25 protein-coding genes are annotated in these 25934 nt (G+C 68.5%); 9 read left to right on the top strand and 16 right to left on the bottom strand.

What is annotated here, in order from left to right:
• Window positions 1–51: 51 nt before the first annotated feature.
• Window positions 52–906: a M48 family metallopeptidase gene (locus tag AC1DFC_RS22740; protein WP_007838031.1), complete on the top strand. Its 855-nt coding sequence runs from the start codon at window positions 52–54 to the stop codon at window positions 904–906.
• Window positions 907–949: 43 nt separating this feature from the next.
• On the opposite strand, the gene AC1DFC_RS22735 is transcribed toward AC1DFC_RS22740, so the two are convergent.
• Window positions 950–1753, bottom strand: a complete 804-nt coding sequence (locus AC1DFC_RS22735; protein WP_478180041.1) for an exodeoxyribonuclease III — start codon at window positions 1751–1753, stop codon at window positions 950–952.
• A gap of 12 nt (window positions 1754–1765) precedes the next feature.
• On the opposite strand from AC1DFC_RS22735, the gene pyrE reads away from it, so the two are divergent.
• Window positions 1766–2449, top strand: coding sequence for an orotate phosphoribosyltransferase (pyrE, locus tag AC1DFC_RS22730; protein ID WP_007838033.1), 684 nt, complete (start codon window positions 1766–1768; stop codon window positions 2447–2449).
• A 14-nt stretch (window positions 2450–2463) separates the two neighbouring features.
• Window positions 2464–3156: a DUF4124 domain-containing protein gene (locus AC1DFC_RS22725; RefSeq protein ID WP_007838034.1), complete on the top strand. Its 693-nt coding sequence runs from the start codon at window positions 2464–2466 to the stop codon at window positions 3154–3156.
• Window positions 3157–3258: 102 nt separating this feature from the next.
• Here the strand turns inward: AC1DFC_RS22725 and gatB are convergent, their stop codons facing one another.
• The 3 genes from gatB to gatC are packed head-to-tail and all read right to left on the bottom strand — an operon-like array spanning window position 3259 to window position 6540.
• Entirely contained in the window at window positions 3259–4749 is a 1491-nt protein-coding gene (gene gatB / locus AC1DFC_RS22720) for an Asp-tRNA(Asn)/Glu-tRNA(Gln) amidotransferase subunit GatB (RefSeq protein ID WP_478180040.1), read from the bottom strand.
• Window position 4750: 1 nt separating this feature from the next.
• Complete coding sequence (gatA, locus tag AC1DFC_RS22715) at window positions 4751–6241, bottom strand: Asp-tRNA(Asn)/Glu-tRNA(Gln) amidotransferase subunit GatA (RefSeq protein WP_413334174.1); 1491 nt, start codon at window positions 6239–6241, stop codon at window positions 4751–4753.
• Window positions 6241–6540 carry an Asp-tRNA(Asn)/Glu-tRNA(Gln) amidotransferase subunit GatC gene (gatC, locus tag AC1DFC_RS22710; protein WP_413334176.1) on the bottom strand — a complete coding sequence of 100 codons (300 nt, stop codon included), beginning with the start codon at window positions 6538–6540 and terminating at the stop codon, window positions 6241–6243. Before gatC ends, gatA begins: the two co-directional genes overlap by 1 nt.
• A 215-nt stretch (window positions 6541–6755) precedes the next feature.
• On the opposite strand from gatC, the gene AC1DFC_RS22705 reads away from it, so the two are divergent.
• From AC1DFC_RS22705 to mrdA, 4 genes are all read left to right on the top strand, one after another.
• A complete protein-coding gene (locus tag AC1DFC_RS22705) occupies window positions 6756–7799 on the top strand; it encodes a rod shape-determining protein (RefSeq protein ID WP_007833435.1) in 1044 nt (347 codons plus the stop codon).
• Window positions 7800–7885: 86 nt separating this feature from the next.
• Entirely contained in the window at window positions 7886–8845 is a 960-nt protein-coding gene (gene mreC / locus AC1DFC_RS22700) for a rod shape-determining protein MreC (RefSeq protein WP_007833437.1), read from the top strand.
• Window positions 8842–9363, top strand: a complete 522-nt coding sequence (gene mreD / locus AC1DFC_RS22695; RefSeq protein ID WP_007833440.1) for a rod shape-determining protein MreD — start codon at window positions 8842–8844, stop codon at window positions 9361–9363. Before mreC ends, mreD begins: the two co-directional genes overlap by 4 nt.
• 176 nt (window positions 9364–9539) lie before the next feature.
• Window positions 9540–11510, top strand: coding sequence for a penicillin-binding protein 2 (gene mrdA / locus AC1DFC_RS22690; protein ID WP_007833442.1), 1971 nt, complete (start codon window positions 9540–9542; stop codon window positions 11508–11510).
• 126 nt (window positions 11511–11636) lie between these two features.
• Here the strand turns inward: mrdA and fahA are convergent, their stop codons facing one another.
• The 6 genes from fahA to AC1DFC_RS22660 all read right to left on the bottom strand — a co-directional run bounded on the left by fahA (window position 11637) and on the right by AC1DFC_RS22660 (window position 18216).
• Window positions 11637–12902 carry a fumarylacetoacetase gene (gene fahA, locus AC1DFC_RS22685; protein WP_413334178.1) on the bottom strand — a complete coding sequence of 422 codons (1266 nt, stop codon included), beginning with the start codon at window positions 12900–12902 and terminating at the stop codon, window positions 11637–11639.
• A gap of 37 nt (window positions 12903–12939) precedes the next feature.
• Window positions 12940–13917 (bottom strand): Bug family tripartite tricarboxylate transporter substrate binding protein, encoded by a 978-nt coding sequence (locus AC1DFC_RS22680; RefSeq protein WP_413334180.1) that lies wholly within the window; start codon window positions 13915–13917, stop codon window positions 12940–12942.
• The gene (gene hmgA / locus AC1DFC_RS22675) at window positions 13914–15227 is read right to left on the bottom strand and encodes a homogentisate 1,2-dioxygenase (protein ID WP_478180039.1); all 1314 of its coding nucleotides are present in this window, start codon (window positions 15225–15227) and stop codon (window positions 13914–13916) included. Before hmgA ends, AC1DFC_RS22680 begins: the two co-directional genes overlap by 4 nt.
• 47 nt (window positions 15228–15274) lie before the next feature.
• Window positions 15275–15472 carry a DUF2783 domain-containing protein gene (locus AC1DFC_RS22670; protein ID WP_007833460.1) on the bottom strand — a complete coding sequence of 66 codons (198 nt, stop codon included), beginning with the start codon at window positions 15470–15472 and terminating at the stop codon, window positions 15275–15277.
• A gap of 8 nt (window positions 15473–15480) precedes the next feature.
• A complete protein-coding gene (locus AC1DFC_RS22665; RefSeq protein WP_007833462.1) occupies window positions 15481–17118 on the bottom strand; it encodes an FAD-dependent oxidoreductase in 1638 nt (545 codons plus the stop codon).
• Window positions 17119–17256: 138 nt separating this feature from the next.
• Complete coding sequence (locus tag AC1DFC_RS22660) at window positions 17257–18216, bottom strand: MBL fold metallo-hydrolase (RefSeq protein WP_007833464.1); 960 nt, start codon at window positions 18214–18216, stop codon at window positions 17257–17259.
• Between the two features lie 143 nt (window positions 18217–18359).
• On the opposite strand from AC1DFC_RS22660, the gene AC1DFC_RS22655 reads away from it, so the two are divergent.
• Window positions 18360–19205 (top strand): IclR family transcriptional regulator, encoded by an 846-nt coding sequence (locus tag AC1DFC_RS22655; RefSeq protein ID WP_007833466.1) that lies wholly within the window; start codon window positions 18360–18362, stop codon window positions 19203–19205.
• Window positions 19206–19209: 4 nt separating this feature from the next.
• On the opposite strand, the gene AC1DFC_RS22650 is transcribed toward AC1DFC_RS22655, so the two are convergent.
• The 6 genes from AC1DFC_RS22650 to AC1DFC_RS22625 all read right to left on the bottom strand — a co-directional run bounded on the left by AC1DFC_RS22650 (window position 19210) and on the right by AC1DFC_RS22625 (window position 24260).
• On the bottom strand, window positions 19210–19431 hold the full coding sequence (locus AC1DFC_RS22650) for a hypothetical protein (protein ID WP_007833468.1): 222 nt from the start codon (window positions 19429–19431) through the stop codon (window positions 19210–19212).
• 30 nt (window positions 19432–19461) lie between these two features.
• Window positions 19462–20142 carry an ABC-type transport auxiliary lipoprotein family protein gene (locus AC1DFC_RS22645; RefSeq protein ID WP_478180038.1) on the bottom strand — a complete coding sequence of 227 codons (681 nt, stop codon included), beginning with the start codon at window positions 20140–20142 and terminating at the stop codon, window positions 19462–19464.
• A gap of 20 nt (window positions 20143–20162) precedes the next feature.
• The gene (locus tag AC1DFC_RS22640) at window positions 20163–21122 is read right to left on the bottom strand and encodes an MlaD family protein (protein ID WP_007833473.1); all 960 of its coding nucleotides are present in this window, start codon (window positions 21120–21122) and stop codon (window positions 20163–20165) included.
• 14 nt (window positions 21123–21136) lie between these two features.
• Entirely contained in the window at window positions 21137–21976 is an 840-nt protein-coding gene (locus tag AC1DFC_RS22635; protein ID WP_007833475.1) for an ABC transporter ATP-binding protein, read from the bottom strand.
• 12 nt (window positions 21977–21988) lie between these two features.
• Complete coding sequence (locus tag AC1DFC_RS22630; protein WP_478180037.1) at window positions 21989–23155, bottom strand: MlaE family ABC transporter permease; 1167 nt, start codon at window positions 23153–23155, stop codon at window positions 21989–21991.
• A gap of 157 nt (window positions 23156–23312) precedes the next feature.
• The gene (locus AC1DFC_RS22625; RefSeq protein ID WP_007833492.1) at window positions 23313–24260 is read right to left on the bottom strand and encodes a LysR family transcriptional regulator; all 948 of its coding nucleotides are present in this window, start codon (window positions 24258–24260) and stop codon (window positions 23313–23315) included.
• Window positions 24261–24378: 118 nt separating this feature from the next.
• Here AC1DFC_RS22625 and AC1DFC_RS22620 point away from each other — a divergent pair, with 118 nt between their 5' ends.
• Entirely contained in the window at window positions 24379–25887 is a 1509-nt protein-coding gene (locus AC1DFC_RS22620; protein ID WP_478180036.1) for a CoA-acylating methylmalonate-semialdehyde dehydrogenase, read from the top strand.
• The last annotated feature ends 47 nt before the right edge of the window (window positions 25888–25934 follow it).

The following is a 25934-nucleotide window of genomic DNA, read 5'->3' as shown; positions in this document are numbered from 1 at the left end:
GGGGCCTCGCCCCGGCCCTTTGTCTTCATTTGTTCCTATGATCCGGCTCCTATGTGCACACGATGTGATCGCCCTGTTTCCGCCATCTCCACCGCTTCCGCATGGAATCCCCGGCGGGCCTTCCTGCTGGCGGCCGCCGGCGCCGCCCTCAGCGGTAGGGCGCTGGCGCAGGTCAATGTCGGCAATGCCTCGGTGGCGCGCAACCTCGTGCCGGCCGACAGGATCGAGGCGGCCGGCGTGCAGCAGTACGGCCAGCTGCTCGAACAGGCGCGCGCCAAGAACGCGCTCGCGGGCGACGGCAACCCGCAGCTGCAGCGCCTGCACGCCATCGCGAAGCGCCTCATTCCCTTCGCCACGCCCTGGAATTCGCGCGCCCGCGACTGGAAGTGGGAGGTCAACCTGATCGGCAGCAAGCAGATCAACGCCTTCTGCATGCCCGGCGGCAAGATCGCCTTCTTCACCGGCATCCTCGAACAGCTCAAGCTCACGGACGACGAGGTCGCGATGGTCATGGGCCACGAGATGGCCCACGCGCTGCGCGAGCATGCGCGTGCCCGAATGGCCAAGAGCGCGGGCACGGGCGCGGCGCTCTCCATCGGTGCGCAGCTGCTCGGGCTGGGGCAGATGGGCGACCTGGCGGCGCGCGCCGGCACGCAGCTCCTCACGCTCAAGTTCAGCCGCAGCGACGAGTCGGAGGCCGACCTCGTGGGGCTCGAACTCGCGGCACGTGCGGGCTATGACCCGAAGGCATCGGTGTCGCTGTGGCAGAAGATGGCCACGGCGTCGAAGAACCAGGGCGGGTTGAGCTTCCTCTCGACGCATCCGAGCGGGCCGGACCGCATCGCGAAGCTGGAGGCGAACCTGCCGAAAGTGGAGACGCTCTACCGCGACGCGAAGAAGAGCTGACCAAGGCTTGCCTGCATCCCCCAGCGGCGACCGGGGCGGGCCTTCAGAGCTTGAAGTCGTACTCGACCGTGATCGGCGCGTGATCGCTGAACTTGACGGTCTTGTAGATCGCCTCGGTGCGCGCCAGCGCGCCCATGGCCGGCGTGGCCAGGTGGTAGTCGAGCCGCCATCCCACGTTGTTCGCGTAGGCCTGGCCGCGGTTGCTCCACCAGGTGTAGGCCTCGGCGGTGGTGTCGGGCTTGAGCATGCGGTACACGTCCACCAGGCCCGCGCCGTCGGCGCCGGCGTCGAGCAGCTTCGTCATCCAGGCGCGCTCCTCGGGCAGGAAGCCGCTGTTCTTCTGGTTGCCGCGCCAGTTCTTCAGGTCGATCTCCTTGTGGGCGATGTTGATGTCGCCGCACAGCACGAACTCGCGCTCCTTCTTCAGCGCCACCAGGTGCGGGAAGAAGCCCTTGAGGAAGCGGAACTTGGCTTCCTGGCGCTCCTCGCCCGAGCTGCCGCTCGGGAAGTAGCAGCTGATGACGGAGAACTTGCGCTTGGGTGTGTCGAAGCGCAGTTCGAGATACCGGCCCTCGGCGTCGAACTCGGCGTCGCCCCAGCCCACCACGACCTGGCTCGGAGCGTGCTTGGTGTACACGGCGGTACCGGCGTAGCCCTTCTTCTCGGCGAAGTGGAAATGGCCCTTGAGGCCGGCCATTTCCTCGAACCGGCCCTCGATGTCGCTGGCCTGGACGCGTATCTCCTGCATGCAAATACAATCCGGCGCAAGTTCGGCCACCCAGTCGGCCACGCCTTTGGTAGCGGCCGAACGCAGGCCATTGAGATTGAGACTGGTCAGTTTGAACACAAGGAATTCCCGATGGCTGTAGATGGTGAGAAAAGCAGCGCGGTTGCACAGGACTTCGTCCAGTTCGCCCTGGATGCCGGCGTGCTGCGCTTTGGCGAATTCAAGACCAAGGCCGGCCGGATGAGCCCGTATTTTTTCAATTCGGGACTCTTCGACGACGGCGGCAAGATCGCCCGGCTCGCCGGATTCTATGCAGACCGGCTGATCGAGAGCGGGCTCGAATTCGACATGATCTTCGGCCCCGCCTACAAGGGCATCCCGCTGGGCGCCACGGTGGCCGCGGAACTCGCGCGGCGCGGACGCAACTACCCCTTTGCCTACAACCGCAAGGAAGCCAAGGCGCACGGCGAGGGCGGCAACCTCGTGGGCGCCCCGCTCAAGGGCCGCGTGCTGATCGTCGACGACGTGATGTCGGCCGGCACCGCGGTGCGCGAGTCGATTGCGGCGATCCAGGCGGCCGGCGCCACGCCGCATGCTGTGGCCATCGCGCTCGACCGGCAGGAGAAGGCGACCGAGAACGGCGTCGACGTGGACCACAGCGCCGTGCAGTACGTGCGCAACCAGCTCGGCCTGTCGGTGATCGCCATCGCCACGCTGGACGACCTGCTGAGCTACCTCTCGGGCAATGCCGCGGCCGACCTGGGCGCGCACCGCGAGCGCGTGCTGGCCTACCGCACGCGCTACGGCGCCAGCTGAGGCAAGGCCGCCCGATGCACGACGCAAGCGCCCCTGGCCTGCCGATCCGCCGGTTGGTGTCGGCCTCCCTGTTCCTGGTTGTTTCTTCGTTCTGCGGCGCGCTGCAGGCGCAGTCCCCGAAAGTGGAGGGCGCCTCCCCCGGCATCTACACCTGCACCGACGCCCGCGGCCGCACGCTGACCGCCGACCGGCCGATTGCCGAGTGCAGCGACCGCGAGCAGCGCGAGCTGAACCCGAGCGGCTCCACCCGCCGCAAGGTCGAGCCGACCTATACCGCGCGCGAACTGCAGGAGCGCGAAGACCGCGCCCGCGAGGCCGCCATCCAGGCCGCGCGCCAGACCGACGAGCGCCGCCGCGAGCGGGCCCTGCTGGTGCGCTACCCCAATGCCGCCACGCACGACCGCGAACGCGCCGAGGCGCTGTCACAGATCGACGCAGTGACGCAGGCCGCGAAGAAGCGCATCGCCGAACTCGGCGAAGACCGCAAGAAGATCGACGAGGAGCTCGAGTTCTACAAGCAGGACACGAGCAAGGCGCCGGGCGCGGTGCGCCGCAAGCTCGAAGACAACACGCAGAGCGTGGCGGTGCAGAATCGCTTCATCGGTGAGCAGGAAGAAGAGAAGAAGCGGGTGAATGCGCGCTTCGATGAAGAGCGCACGCGCTTGAAAACGCTGTGGTCGCCGCAGAACGGCGGGAATCCCAGGTAACCCCCCAGGCTTCGCGCACTTCGTGTCGCTTCGCCCGCCCCCCTTGCCGGGGCAACACCGGCGGCCCGGCGAAGCCGGTTCCGCGGTGTTCCCCGAAGGGCCTTAGCCGAGCTTCGCCTTGAGCAACTCGGTGACTTGCGCCGGATTGGCCTTGCCGCCGCTGGCCTTCATGACCTGGCCCACGAGGGCGTTGAGCGCCTTCTCCTTGCCGCCGCGGTATTCCTCGACGTTCTTGGCGTTCTTCGCGATCACCTCGTCGAGGATCCTGTCGAGCGCGCCGGTGTCGGCCATCGGCTTCAGGTCCTTGGCCTCGATGATCGCGTCGACATCGCTGCCTTCGCCGGTCCACAGCGCGTCGAACACCTGGCGCGCAGCGTTGTTCGGCAGTGTGCCGTCGGCGATGCGCTTCACCAGTTGGGCCAGCTGCTGCGCCTTCACCGGCGCGGCCTCGATGCCGATCTCGGCGGCGTTCAGGCGGCGCGCCATCTCGCCGGTGATCCAGTTGCTCGCGAGCTTGGGCGTGGCGCCCGCGTTCACGGCTTCGTCGAAGTAGGCGGCCAGCGCAGCGCTCTGCGTGAGCTGGGCGGCGTCGTATGCCGACAGGCCGTGCTCGCGCACATAGCGCTCGGCCATCCCGCGCGGCAGCTCGGGCATGGTGGCCTTCACGCGCTCGATCCAGTCGGCAGCGATGACCAGCGGCGGCAGGTCCGGGTCGGGGAAGTAACGGTAGTCGGCCGAGTCTTCCTTGGCGCGCATCGCACGCGTCTCGCCGGTGTCGGGGTTGAACAGCACGGTGGCCTGCTCGATCTTGCGGCCGTCCTCGATCTCCTCGATCTGCCAGCGGATCTCGTAGTCGATCGCCTGTTGCATGAACTTGAAGCTGTTCAGGTTCTTGATCTCGCGCCGCGTGCCTAGCTTGTCGCCGGGCTTGCGCACCGACACGTTGGCGTCGCAGCGGAAGCTGCCTTCCTGCATGTTGCCGTCGCAGATGCCGATCCAGGTGACGATCTTGTGCAGTTCCTTCGCATAGGCCACGGCCTCGGCGGTGGAGCGCATGTCGGGCTCGGTCACGATTTCAAGCAGCGGCGTGCCGGCGCGGTTCAGGTCGATGCCGCTCTGGCCGATGAAGTCCTCGTGCAGCGACTTGCCCGCGTCTTCCTCGAGGTGGGCGCGCACGAGGCGCACGGTCTTCTGCTCTTCGCCGAGGAAGAACGACACCGTGCCGCCCTGTACCACGGGAATCTCGAACTGGCTGATCTGGTAGCCCTTGGGCAGGTCGGGGTAGAAGTAGTTCTTGCGCGCAAACACGCTGCGCGGCGCGATGTGCGAGCCCAGCGCGAGGCCGAGCTTGATGGCGCGTTCGACCGCGCCCTTGTTCATCACGGGCAGCGTGCCGGGCAGCGCGAGGTCGACCGCGCAGGCCTGCGTGTTGGGCTCGGCGCCGAAGGCGGTGGAGGCGCGGCTGAAGATCTTGCTCGCGGTCGACAGCTGCGCGTGCGTTTCGAAGCCGATGATGACTTCATAGCCGCGCACCAGCGGGCCGGTCGGGCGGCCCTGTTGTTGTGCTTCGAATGTGTTCACGGTTTCGCTCATCTCAAAAGCCCTCCGGCGTGCGTGCGTGCCAGTCCGTGGCCTGCTGGAAGCGGTGCGCCGCGTTCAGCAGCTTCGCTTCGCCGAAGTAGTTGCCGATCAGCTGCAGGCCCACGGGCATGCCGCCGTCGAAGCCCGCGGGCACGCTCATGCCGGGCAGGCCGGCCAGCGATGCGGGCAGCGTGAAGATGTCGGCGAGGTAGTCGGCCACGGGGTCGCCGCCGTGCTCGCCGATCTTCCAGGCGGTGGTGGGCGCGGCGGGGCCGGCGATCACGTCGCACTGCTTGAAGGCCTGCTGGAAGTCGTCGGCGATCATGCGGCGCACTTTCTGCGCCTGCAGGTAGTAGGCGTCGTAGTAGCCGTGCGAGAGCACGTAGGTGCCGATCATGATGCGGCGCTTCACTTCGTCGCCAAAGCCTTCGGCGCGCGTCTTCTCATACATGTCGGCGAGGTCCTTGTACTGCTTCGCGCGATGGCCGAACTTCACGCCGTCGAAGCGGCTCAGGTTGCTCGAGGCCTCGGCCGCGGCCAGGATGTAGTACACGGGAATCGACAGCTCGGTGCGCGGCAGCGTGACTTCGACGCGCTTCGCTCCGAGCTTCTCGTACTGCGAGAGCGCCGCATCGATGGCCGCGCGCACGCCGGGCGCCACGCCTTCGCCGAAGAACTCCTTCGGCACACCGATGCGCAGGCCGTCGAGCGAGTCGTTCAGCGAGCGGCCGAAGTTCTCGGCGGGCTTGTCGAGCGAGGTCGAATCGCGGTCGAGATCGGGGCCGCAGAAGGCCGACAGCAGCAGCGCGCAGTCTTCGGCCGAGCGGGCCATCGGGCCGGCCTGGTCGAGGCTCGATGCGAAGGCCACCATGCCGTAGCGCGAGGCGCGGCCGTAGGTCGGCTTGATGCCGGTCACGCCGCAGAACGACGCGGGCTGGCGGATCGAGCCGCCGGTGTCGGTGCCCGTGGCCGCGGGGGCCAGGCGTGCCGCGACGGCCGCCGCGCTGGCGCCGGACGAGCCGCCCGGAATGCGCTCGCGGTTCCACGGGTTCTGCACCGGCACGGCGGTGTCGTGGCCGACGGCGGGCACGGCGACGTTCTCGTTGGCCGAGCCCATCGCGAACTCGTCGCAGCTGAGCTTGCCGAGCGTGACTGCACCAGCTTCGGCCAGGCGGCGCACCACGGTCGCGTCGAAGGGCGAGCGGTAGCCCGCGAGCATCTTCGAGCCGGCGGTGGTGGCGAAATCGGTGGTGACGAAGATGTCCTTGTGCGCGATCGGCACGCCGGCCAGTGCGGGGGCATTGCCCTTGGCGATCAGTGTGTCGGCGGCGCGGGCCTGGGCCAGCGTGACTTCTTCATTGATGTCGACAAAAGTGCCCAGCGATTCGTGCGCCTTCATGCGGCCCAGGAACGCCTGCGAGGCTTCGACGGCCGAGACCTTGCGTTCGGCCAGGGCGCGGGCCAGGGCGACCACGCCCATCTGGTGCAATTGTTCGCCACTCATTATTCGATCACCTTCGGCACGAGGAACAGGCCGGCTTCGACGGCCGGGGCGCTCTTCTGGTTGGCTTCGCGGTTGTCCGGTTCGCTCACCACGTCGTCGCGCAGGCGCAGCGTGATGTCTTCGAGCGCGGCCACGGGATGGGCCAGGGGCTCGACGCCGGTGGTGTCCACGGAACGCATACGTTCGACTAAATCGAAGAAGCCGTTGATCTGGCTGAGCATGCGCTCGCTTTCACCGGAAGCAAGCTGCAGCCTCGCCAGCGAGGCAATGCGCGCAATATCTGAAGCGGAGAGTGACATAGGTCGGGACGGCCCAAAAAAGCGGGGGTAATCGCACGCCGAAACGGGTGCTAATACAGGAATCAGAGGGGATTCGGTTATTATCCCGCCTTTGCCGCAACCCCCGCGAACACGCCGGCTTTTGCGCCAAAAACGATCAATTCACCCCGTCACACGACCCAAAAAATAGAGCGACGACCTGCCGATGCGCAGGCCGTGCTCAGAGGATTCCGCACATGTTTGGAGCTTTTCGTCGGTACTTTTCCACCGACCTTGCGATCGACCTCGGCACCGCCAACACCCTGATATTCGCTCGCAACAAGGGCATCGTGCTGGACGAACCCTCGGTTGTCGCGATCCGCCACGAAGGCGGCCCCCACGGCAAGAAGGTGATCCAGGCCGTCGGCCGCGAAGCCAAGGCCATGCTGGGCAAGGTGCCCGGCAACATCGAGGCGATCCGCCCGATGAAGGACGGCGTGATCGCCGACTTCGTGATCACCGAGCAGATGATCAAGCAGTTCATCAAGATGGTGCACCCGCGCACGCTGCTCACGCCGAGCCCGCGCATCATCATCTGCGTGCCCTGCGGCTCCACCCAGGTCGAGCGCCGCGCCATCAAGGACGCGGCCGAGGCGGCAGGCGCCACCTCCGTCTACCTCATCGAGGAACCCATGGCTGCAGCCATCGGCGCTGGCCTGCCCGTCAGCGAAGCCTCGGGCTCGATGGTGGTGGACATCGGCGGCGGTACCACCGAGGTGGGCGTCATCAGCCTGGGCGGCATGGTCTACAAGGGCTCCGTGCGCGTGGGCGGCGACCGCTTCGACGAAGCCATCATCAACTACATCCGCCGCAACTACGGCATGCTGATCGGCGAGCCGACGGCCGAAGTCATCAAGAAGAACATCGGCTCGGCCTTCCCGGGCTCCGAAGTCAAGGAGATGGAAGTCAAGGGCCGCAACCTGTCCGAAGGCGTGCCACGCAGCTTCACCATCAGCAGCAACGAAGTGCTGGAAGCCCTGACCGATCCGCTCAACAACATCGTCTCGGCCGTGAAGAACGCGCTGGAACAGACGCCGCCCGAGCTGGGCGCCGACATCGCCGAGCGCGGCATGATGCTGACCGGCGGCGGCGCGCTGCTGCGCGACCTCGACCGCCTGCTGGCCGAGGAAACCGGCCTGCCGGTGCTGGTGGCCGAAGACCCGCTGACCTGCGTGGTGCGCGGCTGCGGCATCGCGCTGGAACGCATGGACCGTCTCGGCAGCATCTTCACGAGCGAGTAAAACGCGAAAGCCATCATCGGCCGGCCTCTGCTTGCGCAGGCCGGCTTTTTGTTATTTGATTCCGCACCACCGCCGGGTCTGAATTCATGCCTCTGGGCACGCTCGATCGCACAGCGCCACCCCTGTTCAACCAGGGGCAGTCGGCACTCAGCAAGCTGATCTTCTTCGGCGCGCTCGCCCTGTTCCTCATGGTGGCCGATTCACGCTTCCGCATCGTGCAGCCGATCCGTGCAGGTATCGGCGCGGTGCTCTACCCGGTGCAATGGGTGGCGATGAAGCCGGTGCAGGCCGTGCTCGGCGGCGGGCGCTACCTCGAAGACTTGCAGACCGCCCAGCGCAACGAGGAAGACGCGCGCAAGGCGCTGATGATGCAGGCCGAACGCGCCGCCCAGGCCGACACGCTGACGCAGGACAACGCCCGCCTGCGCGAACTGCTCGAACTGCGCCAGACCACCACGACGCCGGGCCGCGCGGCGGAGGTGCTCTACGACGCGGCCGACCCCTACACCCGCAAGATCGTCATCGACCAGGGCATGACCCAGGGCGTGGCGCCCGGCTCGCCGGTGATCGACGCGCGCGGCGTGCTCGGCCAGGTCACGCAGGTGCTGCCCTTCACGAGCGAGGTCACGCTGGTGATCGACCGCGACCTTTCCATTCCCGTGCAGAACACCCGTACCGGCGTGCGCAGCGTGGCCTTCGGCGACGCCTCGGCCCACGGTGGCGGGCTGGAGCTGCGCTTCATGGCCGCCAACGCCGACCTGCAGGAGGGCGACCTGCTCTCCACCAGCGGCGTCGACGGCATCTACCCGGCCGGCCTGCCGGTGGCGAAGATCGAGCGCATCGAGCGCCGCGCCGACTCCGCCTTCGCCCGCATCTACTGCGTGCCGCTGGCCCACGTGACGGCCGCGCGCTACGTGCTGGTGCTCGAACCCACCGGTGCCCCGATGGCGCCGCCGCCCGCGCCCGCGGCGGCCACGCAGCGCAAGCGGCCTGAAGGCAAGCCCGGCGCGGGCAAGAACGAGAAGAAGCCGGGAGCGCGCCAATGATCAAGCGTCCCGGCCAGCAGCAGCTCCTGCTGCCCGTCAGCCCCGTCTTCATGTGGTCGAGCCTCATCGTGGCGCTGCTCGTCAACATGATTCCCATTGGCCGCGCCGTCTGGATGCCCGACCTGCTGGCGCTGGTGATCGTGTTCTGGGGCGTGCACCAGCCCGCACGCGTGGGCGTCGGCGCGGCCTTCGTGTTCGGGCTGTGCATGGACGTGCACCAGGCCTCGATGCTGGGCCAGCACGCGCTGGCCTATACGACGCTGGGCTTCTTTGCGATCACCATCCACCGGCGCCTGCTCTGGTACCCGGTGGCGTCGCAGGCGCTGCAGGTGCTGCCGCTGTTCGCGCTGTCGCAGCTGATCGAGGTCATCACGCGGATGGTCGGCGGCGGCGTGTTCCCGGGCTGGACGGTGCTGGTCTCGCCTGCCATCGAGGCTGCGCTCTGGCCACTGGTCACCGCCTTGCTGCTCGCACCACAGCGCCGCACCCCGGAACCCGACGAGAACCGTCCGCTATGAGCTCTCCCCCAGGCTTCGCGCACTTCGTGTCGCTTCGCCAACCCCCTCGCCGGGGGCAACACCAGCGGCCGGGCAAAGCCCGTTCCGCGGTGTTTCGCGATGAATCCGCGCCGCTTCCGTTCGGCTCGGGAGGCGCATTTGCCATCGCACCTGTGCGCGCCTAAGCTCCCTCCGCCATGACCGAAATCCGCAACGTAGCCGCCGACCTTGCGCGCTTCAAGCGCCGCGTGATCGTCATCGGTCTTGCAGTGCTGTTTGCCTTCGGCCTGCTGTGCGCGCGGCTGGTGTACCTGCAGGTCGTGCGCCACGAAGACCTGGCCGAGCAGGCCGAGAGCAACCGCACGGCCATCGTGCCGGTGGTGCCCAACCGGGGGCTGATCCTCGACCGCAACGGCATCGTGCTGGCCTCCAACTACTCGGCCTACACGCTGGAGATCACGCCCTCGAAGGTGGGCGACGTCGAGGAGACCATCGACAGCCTGACGCAGGTGCTCGAAGTCTCGCCGCGCGACCGCCGCCGCTTCAAGCGCCTGCGCGAGGATTCGCGCAGCTTCGACTCCATTCCGATCCGCACCCGCCTGAGCGACGAGGAAGTCGCGCGCTTCGCGGCGCAGCGCTACCGCTTTCCGGGCGTGGAGATCAAGGCGCGCCTGTTCCGCAACTACCCGCAGGGGGAGCTGGCCTCGCACGTGCTCGGCTACATCGGCCGCATCAACCAGCGCGAGAAGACCGCGATGGAAGACTGGGACGAGGAAGACCAGGCCAACTACAAGGGCACCGACTACATCGGCAAGCTCGGCATCGAGCAGAGCTACGAGAAGACGCTGCACGGCCAGACCGGCGTGGAGCAAATGGAAACCTCGGCCGGTGGGCGCGCCGTGCGCCGGCTCGCGAGCCACCCCGCCACGCCGGGCAACACGGTGATGCTGTCGCTCGACATCAAGCTGCAGAAGCTGGTGGAAGACATGTTCGGCGACCGCCGCGGCGCGCTGGTGGCCATCGACCCCAAGACCGGCGAGGTGCTGGCCTTCGTAAGCAAGCCCACCTTCGACCCGAACCTGTTCGTCGAAGGCATCGACAACGAAAGCTGGGCGGCGCTGACCGAGTCCATCGACAAGCCGCTGCTGAACCGCGCGCTGCGCGGCACCTACCCGCCCGGCTCGACCTACAAGCCCTTCATGGCGCTCGCCGCGCTGCAGACGGGCAAGCGCGGGCCCAGCGTGGTGATCAACGACCCGGGCTATTTCAACTTCGGCGGCCACCGCTTCGGCAGCCCTGAAGGCAACATCGGGGGCGTCGACATGCGCCGCTCGATCCAGCTGTCGAGCAACATCTACTACTACTCGTTGGCCAACGAGATGGGCGTGGACCTGATCCACGACTTCATGAAGCCGCTGGGCTTCGGCCAGATCACCGGCATCGACCTGGGCGGCGAAGTGCGCGGTGTGCTGCCGAGCACCGAGTGGAAGCGCAACACCTACAAGCGGCCCGAGCAGAAAAAATGGTACGCGGGAGAGACCATCTCGCTGGGCATCGGCCAGGGCTACAACGCCTTCACGATGCTGCAGCTCGCGCAGGCCACGTCCATCGTGGCCGACGGGGGCATGAAGCACAAGCCGCACCTCGTGCTGGCCACGCGCAACACGGTGAGCGGGCAGGTGGTTCCGCTGCCCCAGCCCCCGGCGGAAAACCTCGGCTTCGCGGCAGCCAACGTGGCGGTGGTCCGTGAGGGCCTGACCAGCGTGGTCACCAGCGGCACCGCGCGCGGTGTGTTCGCGGGCGCGGGCTACCAGGCGGCCGGCAAGACAGGCACGGCGCAGGCGGTGACGCAGGCGCAGAACACCAAGTACAACGCGCGCGCACTCGAAGAGCATCAGCGCGACCATGCGCTGTTCATGGCCTTCGCACCGGTGAACGATCCGAAGATCGCGGTCGCGGTGATCGTGGAAAACGCGGGTTGGGGCGCCGGCGCCGCGGCGCCCATTGCGCGCCGCGTGTTCGACTACTGGTTGATGGACCAATACCCGAGCGAAGCCGACATGGCCGCGATCAAGATCGGCAAGGCCGCCGCGCCGATGGGCAAGCCGCGCGTGGCGAGCGAAGTGGCATGGCCTGCCGCTGCGGCGACTCCCGCAGCCGCGCCCTGATCTCCTGCTCCCTCTCCCCTTGGGGAGWGGGTTGGGGTGAGGGTGAGCGGCAATGAAGCCCGCACGATGTTGCAAGGCCGGCTGCCCTCACCCTGGCCCTCTCCCAGAGGGAGAGGGGACAAGACGTCAGACCACGGTGCCGGTGACTTCACCCAGGCCGATGCGCACCGCACCGTCACGTTCGCACCAGCCACGCATCACCAGCGTATCCCCGTCCTCCAGGAACGTGCGCTTCTCGCCGTTCGGCAGCGTGATCGGTTGCTTGCCGCCCAGCGTCAGCTCGATCAGCGAGCCGGCTTCGTCGGCCTTGGGGCCCGACAGCGTGCCCGATCCCAGCAGGTCGCCCGGTTGCAGGTTGCAGCCGTTCACCGTGTGGTGCGCGACCAGCTGCGCGGCTGTCCAGTAGGCGGCCTCCGTGGTGTTGCCGCGCGTGAGGCGCACGGGCGCGACGCCCTCGGCGTGCATCTTCGCGGTCTGCAGCAGCACTTCGAGCGTGATGTCGAGCGCGCCGCTCTCGCGGTTCGACGCCGAGTCGAGGTACGGCAGCGGCTGCGGGTCTCCGGCGGGACGCTCGAATTTCGCGCGGAAGGGCGCCAGCGCCTCCATCGTCACGATCCAGGGCGACAGCGTGCTCGCGAAGTTCTTCGAGAGGAAGGGGCCGAGCGGCTGGTATTCCCAGGCCTGCAGGTCGCGTGCCGACCAGTCGTTGAGCAGTGTCACGCCGAACAGGTGTTCCTCGGCATCGGCGATGGCGATGGGCTCGCCCTGGGCGTTGCCGCGGCTCACCAGGAAGCCCAGCTCCAGCTCGTAGTCCAGCCGCTTCGACGGGCCGAAGCTCGGCTCGGCTGCGTCGGGCGCCTTGGTCTGGCCCTGCGGGCGCTTGAAGACCTGGCCGCTCACGCCGATGGACGATGCGCGGCCGTGATACCCGATAGGCACCCACTTGTAGTTGGGCATCAGCGGCTGGTCGGGACGGAACAGCTTGCCGATGGTGGTCGCGTGATGGATGCCGGTATAGAAGTCGGTGTAGTCGCCGATGCGGCAGGGCACGGTCATCTCGGCCTCGGCTTGCGCGAGCAGCGCCTTCGACCACGCGGCCTGCTTGTCGCTGCCTTCCGCAAGGCCGGCGGAGATCGCTGCGCGCAGGGCTTGGCGGTCCTTCACGCTGGCGTTCATCAGCGCGTTCATGTCGTCGGTGTCGACGAGGCCCGCCGCGCGCAGGTCCAGCACCTGGTCGCCGATGGCGACGCCGATGCGGAAGGCTTCATTGCTGCCGGCGAAGCGGAAGCGGCCGAAGGGCAGGTTCTGGATCGGGAAGTCGCAGCCGGCCTCGTTGGCCGATGCGACCCAGCTGCGCAGCTTCGGGTCATGGGTGGCGTTCAGTGCGGTCATGGATGTCTTTCTGCTCGATGTCTGTTTGTCTGTCTGATCAGTCTGCGGTCATGCCGGCCTTCTTGGCCACGTCACCCAGGCGCTGGTATTCGGTCTCGGTCAGCGTCGCCAGCTCATGCGGCGTCGAGCCGCGCGGCGAGAAGCCGGCCTGCGCCAGCTTGGCCTTCACGTCGGGCATCGCGAGCGCCTCGACGAAGGCTTCGTTCAGCGCCTTCACGACCGATGCCGGCAGCTTCGCCGGCCCGTACACGCCGAACCACGGCTCCAGCGCGTAGCCCTTCAGGCCCGCCTCGGCCATCGTCGGCACGTCGGGCAGCGAGGGCGAGCGGCTCGGCCCCGCCACCGCCAGCGCGCGCAGCTTGCCAGCCTGGATGTGCGGCAGCGAGGCCGGCAGGTTGTCGAACATCACGCCGATGTTGTTGCCCAGCATGTCGGTGATGGCCGGGCCGCTGCCTTTGTAGGCCACGTGCACGAACTCGGTGCCGGTCATCTGCGCGAACATCACGCCGGCCAGGTTCATCGAGGTGCCGGCGCCCGCGGTGGCGTAGGGCAGGCCGGGGTTCTTCTTCGCGGCCGCGATCAGCTCGGGCACCGACTTCACGGCCGAGGCCGCCGGCACTTCGAGCACGATGGTCGAGGTGCCCAGCAGGCTGATGGCGGTGAAGTCCTTGCGCGGATCGAAGGCCATCGACTTGTAGATGTGCGGGTTCAGCGCATTGGTCGAGATCGCGCCGAAGCCAATGGTGTAGCCATCTGGCGGGGCCTTGGCCACCGCGTCCATGCCGATGTTGCCGCCCGCGCCGCCGCGGTTGTCGATCAGCACCGGCTGGCCCAGTTTTTCCGACACCTTCTGGCCCACGGTGCGTGCCACCAGGTCGGTGGTGCCGCCGGGTGTATAGGGCACGATGAAGCGGATGGGCTTCGAGGGGTAGTCGGCGGCCTGCGCGAACAGGGGCGCGGCCAGCAATGCCACGGCCGCAGCGCGGCGCGTGAGGGTGAACGGTGTCTTCGTCATGCCTTGAACTGGTCCTTGAGGCCGGCCCAGCAATCGGCGTAGTCCGTGTCGAGCGCCGGGCTCTTCAGCGCGAAGTTCGTCGGCACGAAGCGATAGCGGCTCTCGAACATGAAGGCCAGCGTGTTGTCGAGCTTGTGCGGCTTGAGGTCGGCGTGCGTGGCTTTGTCGAAGGCTTCCTCGTCGGGGCCGTGCGGCACCATGCAGTTGTGCAGGCTCGCGCCGCCGGGCTTGAAGCCGCCCGGCTTGGCGTCGTACTCGCCCAGCACCAGGCCCATGAACTCGCTCATCAGGTTGCGGTGGAACCACGGCGGGCGGAAGGTGTTCTCCATCACCATCCAGCGCGGCGGGAAGATCACGAAGTCGCAGTTGGCGGTGCCGGGCGTGTCGCTCGGCGAGGTCAGCACGGTGAAGATCGACGGATCGGGATGGTCGAAGCTGATCGAGCCGATCACCATGAAGTGCGCCGTGTCGTACTTCACCGGCGAGAGGTTGCCGTGCCAGGCGACCACGTTGAAGGGCGACTGCTTCATCGGCGCCTGCCAGAAGCGGCCGCCGAACTTCTTGACGATCTCGTAGCCGCCTTCCTCGGTCTCGAAGGCCGCCACCGGCGCCTGGAAGTCGCGCGCGTTGGCCAGGCCGTTCGAGCCGATCGGGCCGAGTTCGGGCAGGCGGAAGTGCGCGCCGTAGTTCTCGCAGACGTAGCCGCGCGAGAGGCCGTCAGGCAACGCCACCTTGAAGGCCATGCCGCGCGGCAGCAGCGCGATCTCGCCGGGCTTCACGTCGAGCACGCCGAGTTCGGTGGTGATGACGAGGCGGCCCTGCTGCGGCACCACCAGCATCTCGCCGTCGGCGTTGACGAAGGCGCGGCGCTCCATCGAGCGGCCCGCGAGGTACATCAGCGAGCCGATGCCGACCTGCGATTCGGCGTCGCCATTGGCCGCGATGGTGCGCATGCCGTCGATGAAGTCGGCCTTGGCCGCCGCTTCGTCCAGCGGCTGCGGGTGCCAGCGCAGCGGCTCCGGCGGCAGCGCGACTTCGCGGTCGGCGCCGGTGCTCCACAGCGGCTGGGCGTACGGCTGGTAGCGGCCTGACACCACCGAGGGCTGTCGGCGATACAGCCAGGTGCGGCGGTTCTCGTGGCGCGGCGCGGTGAAGGCGGTGCCGGAGATCAGCTCGGTGTAGAGGTCGAAGGGGCCGCGCTGCGGATTGTTGCGACCCTGCGGCAGCGCGCCGGGCACGGCCTCGGAGGCATATTCGTTGCCGAAGCCGCTCTGGTAGCGCCGTTCGGGGGACCGGGTTGCTTGGGTCATGTGCTTGCTCTTTCGGGAGTCGCGATGAGGTTGGAATGCGGTGGTGCTCAGCCCGCGCGGGCCGCGTCGAAGGCTTCGCGCAGCACGGCCAGCGAACCGACGTGGTTGGCCAGCACGAGTACGAGGCGCGCGTTGAAGGCGTGGCTCTCCTCGGTCGAGAGCCCCTGGTGCGCCTCGATGAGCGCTTCGTAGAAATCGTCGGGGGCGTCGAGGTTCGGCGCGGTGATCAGGTGTTGTTGCTGCATGGTGTTCTTCACGCCTTTGCGAGTGCGCGGTCGATGGCCGCGCGGATGTCCGCCGCCGCGGGCTGGCGCCAGCGCGCGCACACATGCTGGTCGGGCCGCAGCAGGTACACGGTGCCGGGCCGGGCGTCGTAGCGCTGCGCGGCGAGTTCGCTGCCCCGGGCGCCGTCCTCGACGCGCACCACGTGCAGCGGCAGGTCGCAGGCCTTGAGCTCGCCCAGGCTGCGCTCGGCCGCCTCGCCCTCGCCGAAAACCAGCGCGGTGAATTGCGAGACGTGGCATTCGCGCAGCAGCCAGCCGGTGCTGCCGTCCGCATGCACCACCGGCGCGTCGGCCGCCGCGGCGCCTGGCACCATCGCGCCCGAGAAGGTGTCGGCATCGGCCGTGTTCAAAGGCGAATCGCGCAGCACCGTGGCCACCGACAGCCGTCCGCTGTTGACCAGCGTGCGTGCAAAGGCGTGGCGCTTCGTCAGCTCCAGCACCGCGTCGCGGAACAGGCGGCTCACCTCGCTCTTGGGCGTGATGAAGTCGGTGGCACGGGTGGAGTTGCGGATGTTCTCGTCGGCCGCGTATTCGCGCTCGCTGGCGTAGCTGTCGAGCAGCGTGTCGGGCGCGTGGCCCTGCACCACGGCCGCGAGCTTCCAGCCCAGGTTGTCCGCATCCTGCACGCCCGAATTGGCGCCGCGTGCGCCGAAGGGCGACACGCCGTGCGCCGAGTCGCCCGCGAACAGCACGCGGCCTTGGCGGAAGTGCTCCATGCGCTGGCAGGCGAAGGTGTAGACGCTGGCCCAGCCGATCTGGAACTGCACACCCTCGAAGCCGATGCTGTCGAGCAGCGCGCGCACGCGCGGCGTGATGTTCTCGGGCTTGCGTTCTTCCACCGGGTCGGCGTCCCAGCCGAGCTGGAAGTCGATGCGCCACATGCCGTCGGCCTGCTTGTGCAGCAGCACGCTCTGGCCCGGATGGAACGACGGGTCGAACCAGAAGCGGCGCTCGGTCGGCAGGTGCGCGTCCATCGTGATGTCGGCGATCAGGAAGCGGTCGCGGAACACGCGGCCCTTGGCTTCCAGGCCCAGCAGCTGGCGCAGGTTGGAGCGCGAGCCGTCGCAGGCGGCGACGTAGCCGGCCTGCAGTTGGTAGCTGCCTTCGGGCGTCTCCACGGTGAGCACCGCGCCGTCGCCGCGCTGCGCGATGCCGGTGACCTTGTTGTTCCAGCGCAGGTCGATCAGCGGCAGCGTGGCCGCGCGTTCGACGAGGTAGCCCTCGACGTAGTACTGCTGCAGGTTGATGAAGGCCGGGCGCTCGTGGCCGGGCTCGGGCAGCAGGTCGAAGCGGTAGACCTGCTCGTCGTGGAAGAACACCTTCCCCACGTTCCACGATACGCCCTTGTCGACCATGCGGTCGCCGCAGCCGAGGCGGTCGAACACTTCGAGCGTGCGCTTGGCGAAGCAGATGGCGCGCGAGCCGCTGGACAGGGTGTTGTCGTTGTCCAGCAGCACCACGGGCACCTGCCGCAGCGCGAGGTCGACGGCGAGCGCGAGGCCGACGGGGCCGGCGCCGACGATCACCACGGGGTGATGGGCGGGTGTGGCAGCGTCCTGGTCGGCGTGGCGGCGGTAGTCGAAGCGCAGACTTTGATAGTCGATCACGTGTTGTCTCCGTGTCTTTTGTCTTGCTCCTTCCCCCGTTGGGGGAAGGTCGGGATGGGGGCTCGACGGCGCTCGAAACTGGCGCTCTGCCTGCCCCCACCCCAGCCCTCCCCCAGCGGGGGAGGGAGCAATGCGGGATCAGCCTTCGAGGGCCTTCCACATGTCAATGTCGCGCTGCGCCGTCCACACGCGCGGGTCTGCATGGCCCGAGGCTTCGTCGTACGCCCGGCTCACGTCGAACGGCATGCAGTGGTCGAAGATCACCCACTGGCTGTATTTGGGCTTGAGCTTTGCGTACGTGTCCTTGTAGACCGTGTTCAGGTCGCGCCCGGCCTTCACGCCCTCCTGCACGCTGGCGTACACGTCGGAGATGAAGTTGCGCGTGCCCGTCAGGCCCTCGGCCACCTGGGCCGGCGTGGTCAGCGCGGCGCCGCGGCCCGGCACCAGCGCCACGGGCTTGAGCGCGGCGATGTTGTCCAGCGTCTGCGGCCAGTCCTTGAAATAGGCGTCGCCGGCGTACGGGGTGGCGCCGAACTCGACCAGGTCGCCCGACAGCAGCGTGCGCTCCTGCGGCAGCCAGACGACGGTGTCGCCCTTGGTGTGGCCGCGGCCCAGCTGGATCAGCTGCACTTCCAGCTTGCCGAGCCACAGCGTCATCTTGCCGGTGAAGGTCATGGTGGGCCAGGTCAGGCCCGGCGGCACGGTCTCGACGTTCTGGAACAGGCGCGGGAAGCGGCCGATCTCGCTGGCCTTGTCTTCCTCGCCGCGCTCCACGATCAGGTCGCGCGTGTCCTGGCTGGCCAGGATGTGCTCGGCACCGTAACCCGCTGCGCCCAGCACGCGCACCGCGTGATAGTGCGTGAGCACCACGTACCTGATGGGCTTGTCGGTCACTTCGCGGATGCGGCGCACCACGTCGGCCGCCATGGCGGGCGTGGCCTGGGTGTCGGCCACCAGCACGCAGTCGTCGCCGATGACGATGCCGGTGTTCGGGTCGCCCTCGGCGGTGTAGGCCCAGGCATGTTCCGAGATCTGGCTGAAGGTGACCTTTTTCTCTTCCATGTCGGCCTGGCTGGCGAATTTCTTGGCTTGGCTCATCGGGTGTCTCCGTCGGTGGGTGGGTCTTTGATTCGTTTAAAGCAAACGAATTCGCGGTTAACGAATTTCCGCAGTGTAAACCGCGGATCAGTTAATGTCTAATCCCTTCTTCATGAACGAACGACCAGAAGGCGAGGCCGGCCATGGCAGCCAATGACACCGACCGCGCCCAGCGCGGCATCCAGAGCATCGAAGTCGGCGGCCAGCTGCTGCGCGCGCTGGTGCACCACGGCCGGCCCATGGCGCTGAAGGACCTTGCGCGCGAGGCCGACATGACGGCCGCCAAGGCGCATCCGTACATGGTCAGCTTCGGGCGCCTGGGCCTGATCGAGCAGGACCGCGCCAGCGGCCACTATCTGCTTGGCCCGCTCGCCTTGCAACTGGGCCTCATCAGCCTGCAGCAGGCTGACCCGGTGCACATCGCCACCCCGCTGATCGGCCAGTTGGCCCAGCAGACCGGCCACACCGTGGCGCTGGCCGTGTGGGGCGCGCGCGGCGCGACCATCGTGCGCACGGCCGAGTCGCCGTCGCCGGTGCACGTGAACATGCGGCACGGCACGGTGTTCTCGCTGACCAACACGGCTTCGGGCCGGGTGTTCGCCGCCTACCTCGATGCCGACGCGGTGCGCCAGCTGCTCGAGGAAGAGCGCCAGCGCCGGGGCCAGCGCAAGGGGGCAGAGCCGAACCCGCCCGCCGGCATGCCGCCGGTGCAGCCTCTGCCGTCGTGGAGCGATTTCGAGCGCCAGCTGCAGGAAGTGCGCACGCACGGCATCAGCCGCTCCGACGGCGAGGTCATCCAGGGTGTCAGCGCCATGGCCGCGCCCGTCTTCGACCACACCGGTGCCATCGTGCTGGCCCTGACCGCCATCGGCCCGGCGGGCATCTTCGATACCGCGTGGGATGGCGAGATTTCCCGTGCGCTCAAGGCTTGCGCGGGCACGGTGTCGCAGCGGCTGGGCGCCACCCCTGCGCCGGCCACCCCGGGCTGAAGGTTCAGCCCTTCCTGCCGCCCAGCAGCACCAGCGCGCCGCCCACCACGATGGCGGCCACGCCGGCCCAGGCCGGGAGGTTGACGGTCTGCTTCTCCTTCATCGAGAGCTCCAGCGGGCCCAGCTTGGCCTGATGAGTTTCCTTGGTGAAGCTGAAGCTGCCGAGGCCCAGGACGGCAATGCCGCCCACGATCAGCAGGATGCCGACGATGCGTGTCGCGTTCATGGGATCGATCCTCCGTCCATCAGGTTGTGACTACCGGGGCGCCTGCGGCGATTGCTCTTGCAGCTGCCCCACCCACTGCACCACCTCGGCCACCGCGGCATCGCTGGCTGCAATCAGTGCCTTCACGCCGCCGGGCGCGTCGGCGCTGGGCGCGGGGCGGCGCACGGTGAACACGCGCTGGCCCAGCACGCGGTCGCCGCCGGCCGTGCTGCGGACCAGCGTGGCGCGCAGGCGCACCAGGCCGACGCTGGCGCTTGCCGAGTCGAAGTACTGGCTGAATTCGTCGAGCGAGATGCGCAGCATGTCTGGCACCTCGCCCTTGCTGCGCGAGATGGTGGCGCTTTCTGCCGGGCCGAGCACGGTGCGGCGTTCGGCCAGCGTGTCGCTGAGCCGCTGGCGCAGCAGTTGCGCCGGCGGCAGGCTCCAGCGCGACTGGCCGTAGGGGCGCAGCTCGTTGGCGTCTGCGTAGCCCAGCCGGTAGAGGATCTGCGTGCCGTCCAGGCGCGTGTTGCTGTCGAACTCGGCCAGCGCCAGCGTGGGGAGAGGGGCGGCGGAGGAGGGCGCGGCCGCGGCAGGCGCCGCCAGGCCGGGGCCAAAGTCGTAGAGCGTGGCGCGCGTGGGCTTGTCGGGCAGCGCGCCGCAGCCGGCGGCCAGCAGCACGCAGCCCAGGACGGCGGCAGCCGGGTTCATCAAGGAGCGAATGGCGTTCATGGTCGATGGTCCTCCCTCAATCAGGGCCGTGTCGCGGCCGGCGCGCTGAAACCCGGTTCGCCCGGACCCGCGGCCGCACCGCCGTTGCCGAACAGTAGCGATTGCGGGTTGTCGTTGATGCTGTCCGCCGCGCGGCCCAGCCGGCGCACGGCGTGCGAGGTGTCGTCGGCTACGCGGTTCACGCGCGGCAGTGTGGCCGCGTTGAACGAATCGACCGCCTGCGCCAGCGCCTTGGTGCCCTCGCTCAGCCGTTCGACGGGGCCTTCGGGTGCGTTCAGCCGGCCCACGGTGGTGTTGAAGTTGTTGGCCACGCGCGAGACGTCGCCGGCCGCCTTCTTCACCGAGGCCATCGTGTCCGGCAACTTGGTCAGCGCAGGGTTCAGGCCGGTCTTCACCGTGTTGTCCAGCGTCTTCAGCAGCGTGTTGGCGCTGGCCGAGGCGGCCGCGATGCTCTCCAGCGCGTCGGCCGCACGCTTCTGGTTGGGGTCGCTCAGCAGCGTGTTGGCGCGCTTCGTCACTTCCTCGACCTGGTTGATGATGGCTTCGCCGCGGTCCTGCAGCTGCGCCAGTATCGACGGCTTGAGCGGGATGCGCGGCGGGTTGTCGTCGTCCGGCTTCAGCGCCACGTTCGACTCGCCCTTGTCGTCCAGCGCGATGAAGGCCAGGCCGGTCACGCCCTGGTAGCTCAGCGTGGCGAAGCTGGAGGTGGTGAGCGGCACCCGCTCGTCGACCGAGATGCGCACGCGCACATTGCCCTTGACCTTGGGGTCGAAGTCGATCGACGTCACCTTGCCCACCGCGATGCCGCGGTAGCGCACCGTCGCCTGCGGCTGCAGGCCGCTCACGGCGTCGCGCGTGGAGAGCTCGTAGATGTTGCGCACGGTGTTGTCGCGCGTGAACCAGATCACCAGCGCGACGAGCGCGGCGATCAGGCCGAGCACGAAGGCGCCGGCGGCGAGGGCGTGGGCCTTGTTTTCCATGGTGTGTCTGCCTTTCAGCGTTCGCCCGCGCTGGCGGGCTGCGATGGTGCATCGGCGGGCTTGTCGTGTAGCGCCTCCAGGGCGCGCTGGCCGCGCCCGCCGAGAAAGTATTCGTGGATGAAGGGGTGCGGATACGCGATGACCTCGCGCGCCGTGCCGGTGACGATCACCTTCTGGTCGGCCAGCACCGCGATGCGGGTGCTCAGGTCGAACAGCGTGTCCAGATCGTGCGTGACCATCACCACCGTGAGGCCCAGCTCGCGGTGCAGGCCGCGCAGCAGGTCGCAGAAGCTGTCGGAGGCCTCGGGGTCGAGGCCGGCCGTGGGCTCGTCGAGCAGCAGCAGCGGCGGGTCCATGATGAGCGCGCGCGCCAGCGCCACGCGCTTGATCATGCCGCCCGACAGGTCCGCCGGGCTCTTGTTCGCATGCTGCGGACCCAGGCCCACCATCTGCAGCTTCACCAGCGCCGCGTGGCGGATCAGCTCGTCGGGCAGCAGCTTCAGCTCGCGCAGCGGAAAGGCGATGTTCTCCAGCACGCTGAAGGCCGAGAACAGCGCGCCGTGCTGGAACAGCATGCCCACGTTGGCCGCGCCCGAGGCGCTGAGCTCGCCGGGCTCCTGGCCCAGCACCTCGACATGGCCGCGCGTGGGTTTTTCGAGCCCGAGGATCTGGCGCAGCAGCACCGTCTTGCCCGTGCCCGAGCCGCCGACCAGCGAGAGCACCTCGCCGCGGTCGATGTGCAGCTGCAGGTCGCGGTGCACCACCTGTTCGCCATCGGCGCTCTGGAACGCCGTCCACAGGCCACGGATGTCCACCACGGTGGTGTCGGTGTCGGGGCGCACGGGCATGCTCATGGTTTCACGCCCTCATGCACGGAAGCCGATGCCCTTGAAGAGCACGGCGAACAACGCGTCGACCAGGATCACCGCGGTGATCGAGGTGACCACCGACGAAGTGGTGCCGCGCCCGAGGCTTTCGGTGTTGGGCTTGACCTTCATGCCGAAGTAGCAGCCGATCAGCGCGATCAGGATGCCGAACACCGCCGACTTGGCCGTGGCCAGCCAGAGGTTCGAGATCGGCACCGCGCGCGGCAACGCCGAGAGAAAGTAGGCCGGCGAGATGTCCAGCGCCGCGTCGGCCGCCAGCATGCCGCCTGCCAGCGCGGCCATCGAGGTCCACAGGCTGATCAGCGGCATGGCGATGGCCAGCGCCAGCACGCGCGGCATCACGAGGCGAAAGCCGTGCGGAATGCCCATCACGCGCATCGCGTCGAGCTCTTCCGTCACGCGCATCACGCCGATCTGCGCCGTGATGGCCGAACCCGAGCGCCCGGCGATCAGCACGGCCGCCAGCACCGGCCCGAGCTCGCGCACCAGCGACAGCCCGAGGATGTTCACCACGAAAGTCTCTGCGCCATATTGGCGCAGCTGCTGCGAGATCAGGTAGGCCAGCACCACGCCGATCAGCAGCCCGACCAGCGCCGTGATGTGCAGCGCCGTGGCGCCGAACTGGTAGAGGTGCCCCGAGAAATCGCGCCACGGCCCGCGGTGCGGCGCGCGGATCAGCTTGCCGATGTCGAGCGCGAGCTGGCCAATGAGTTCCGTCAGGTCGCGCATGACGAACATCGCGCGCGGCCCGAGGTGCGTGAACGCGCGGACGCGGTCGTTCAGCGAAGGCCCGGGTTCGGCCGGCGTCGGCACGGTGTACTGCGCCACCTGGTCGAGCACCGCCTTGTGCTGCGGCGACATCTCGAGCGTCGCGGGCCATTGGTGGTGCCAGTGCTCCCACAGCAGCTGCGCGCCGATGTGGTCGAGCTGTTCGATGGGGCGCAGGTCCCAGGCGCGGTCGTCCGCGGGCGGGGCGGCTGCCAGGTCTTTCACCAGTGCCTGCCAGGCCGGCTTGGACGACATTGCCAGCGTGGTCCAGCAGCCGCTGGCCACCGTCCATTGGCGGCTGTCCTGCTCCCGCTGCCCGACGCGGGGCCGCGCGCCGTCGGCGGCGGGAGCGTCGGCAGGCGATGTGGCAGGGGACATAGGGCGGATGAGAGGGAAAGTTAACAGGTGCAGGGCTGGATGCGCGCATCGTAACCGGGTGCATCCGTGCGCCATGTGTCGCAGACCCCTCGTTTGCGTAGGGCGCGACGCCGTTTTTCGGTTTCCTTTTTCACGATTCGCGACGGCCGCGGCCCGCTCATGCCGCGAAGCCCGCCGCCAGCGCCTCGCGCAGCCACGCCACGAAGGCCGTCACTGCCTGCGGCACGTGCGTGGCATAGGGCCGGATGGCATACAGCCGCTCGCCGAACGCGCCCACCGAACGCCATTGCGGCAGCACCTGCTGCAGCTTGCCCGACTGCAGCGCCGATTGGGCGCTGAAGTCCGGCACCAGCGCGATGCCCAGGCCGCCGAGGGCGGCGTCGCGCAGCGCCTCGCTGTTGTTGGCCACCAGCGGGCCCGAGACCGGCACCGTGATGCGCGGCGCCGCGGCCTTGCCCTTCTGCGGCGCGCGGGCCTCGAAATGCCAGGTCGGCGTTTCCTGCGCGCGCGGGTAGTGCAGGCAGTCGTGGCCGGCCAGCGCCTGCGGCTCGCGCGGCGTGCCGCGGCGGCGCAGGTAGGCGCGGCTGGCCACCAGCACCGAGCGGGTCTCGCACAGCGTCCAGGCCACGTGCGTGTCCGGCGGCGCGGCCGTGTGGCGGATGGCCAGATCGAAGCCTTCCATCGCGAGCGAGCTGAGCCGGTCCGACAGGTCGAGCTCGATGCGCACCTCCGGCTGCGCGCGCAGGAAGTCAGCCAGCCGGGGCACCAGCTGCTGGCGCGCGAAAGCCACCGGCGCCGTCACCCGCACCAGCCCGCGCGGCACGCCCGCGAGGTCGCGCACGCCGGCGAAGCTGTGGGCGATCTGCTCGAAGGGGCCGCGCATGTCCTCCACCAGCCGCTGGCCGGCCTCGGTGAGCCGCACGCTGCGCGTGGTGCGCTGCACCAATGGCGCACCGGCCGCGCGCTCCAGCTCGGCGATGCGCTGGCTCATGGCCGCCTTGCTCACGCCCAGGCGCAGCGCCGCCGCCGTGAAGCTGCCCTGCTGCGCCAGCACCGTGAGCCAGTGCAGGTGCGTCCAGAGCGCTTCGATATTTTGGGGTTTCATGTATCCATTGTTCAGCAGGATGAACAATAAGTTCAAGCTTCGCGTCTAGGCGCGCGCCGAGGTGCTGCCTAAACTGGCCGCACCCCCTCATTCTTCTGCGTCAGCGAAAGCCTTCTCCATGCCCACCTCCATCGATCATTTCATCGGCGGCAAGCCCGCCGCCAACACCTCCGGCCGTACCCAGGACGTGACCAACCCCGCCACCGGCGCCGTGACCGGCAAGGTCGGCCTGGCCGACGCCGCGCAGGTCTCGGCTGCCGTGGCCGCCGCGCAGGCCGCCTTCCCGGCCTGGGCCGACACGCCGCCGATCCGCCGCGCGCGCGTCATGTTCAAGTTCCTGCAACTGCTCAACGAGCACAAGGACGAGCTGGCCCACCTCATCACCGCCGAGCACGGCAAGGTGTTTACCGACGCGCAGGGCGAGGTCTCGCGCGGCATCGACATCGTCGAGTTCGCCTGCGGCATTCCGCAGCTGCTCAAGGGCGACTTCACCGACCAGGTGAGCACCGGCATCGACAACTGGACGCTGCGCCAGCCGCTGGGCGTGGTCGCCGGCATCACGCCCTTCAACTTCCCGGTGATGGTGCCGATGTGGATGTTCCCGGTGGCGATTGCCGCCGGCAACACCTTCGTGCTCAAGCCCAGCCCGACCGACCCGAGCGCATCGCTGCGCATGGCCGAGCTGCTGAAGGAAGCCGGCCTGCCCGACGGCGTGTTCAACGTCGTGCAGGGCGACAAGGCGGCGGTGGATGCGCTGCTCGAGCACCCCGACGTCAAGGCCATCAGCTTCGTGGGCTCCACGCCGATTGCCAACTACATCTACGAGACCGGCGCGCGCCACGGCAAGCGCGTGCAGGCCCTGGGCGGCGCGAAGAACCACATGGTGGTCATGCCCGACGCCGACATCGACCAGGCGGTGGACGCGCTGATCGGCGCGGGCTACGGCTCGGCCGGCGAGCGCTGCATGGCCATCTCGGTGGCGGTGCTGGTGGGCGACGTGGCGGACAAGCTGCTGCCCAAGCTGATCGAGCGCACGAAGACGCTGAAGGTGCTCGATGGCGAGAACCTCGCGGCCGAGATGGGCCCGATCGTCACGCGCGCCGCGCACGAGCGCATCACGGGCTACATCGATCTGGGCGAGAAGGAAGGCGCGAAGCTGCTGGTCGACGGCCGCGAGTTCGACGGCAACAAGGCCGGCGCAGGCTGCGGCGACGGCTTCTGGATGGGCGGCACGCTGTTCGACCACGTCACGCCCGAGATGCGCATCTACAAGGAAGAGATCTTCGGCCCGGTGCTCGGCTGCGTGCGCGTGGCCAACTTCAAGGACGCGGTCGACCTGATCAACGCGCACGAGTTCGGCAACGGCGTGAGCTGCTTCACCCGCGACGGCAACGTGGCGCGCGAGTTCGGCCGCCGCATCCAGGTGGGCATGGTGGGCATCAACGTGCCGATCCCGGTGCCGATGGCCTGGCACGGCTTCGGCGGCTGGAAGCGCTCGCTGTTCGGCGACATGCACGCCTATGGCGAAGAGGGCGTGCGCTTCTACACCAAGCAGAAGTCGATCATGCAGCGCTGGCCCGAGAGCATCGGCAAGGGCGCCGAGTTCGTGATGCCGACGGCAAAATAGGCTCACCCCCGACTCTCGCGCACTTCGTGTCGCTCGCATCCCCCCTC

Source organism: Variovorax sp. 10L421, from assembly GCF_056395365.1.
This window is presented reverse-complemented; position numbering and strand designations above follow the sequence as displayed.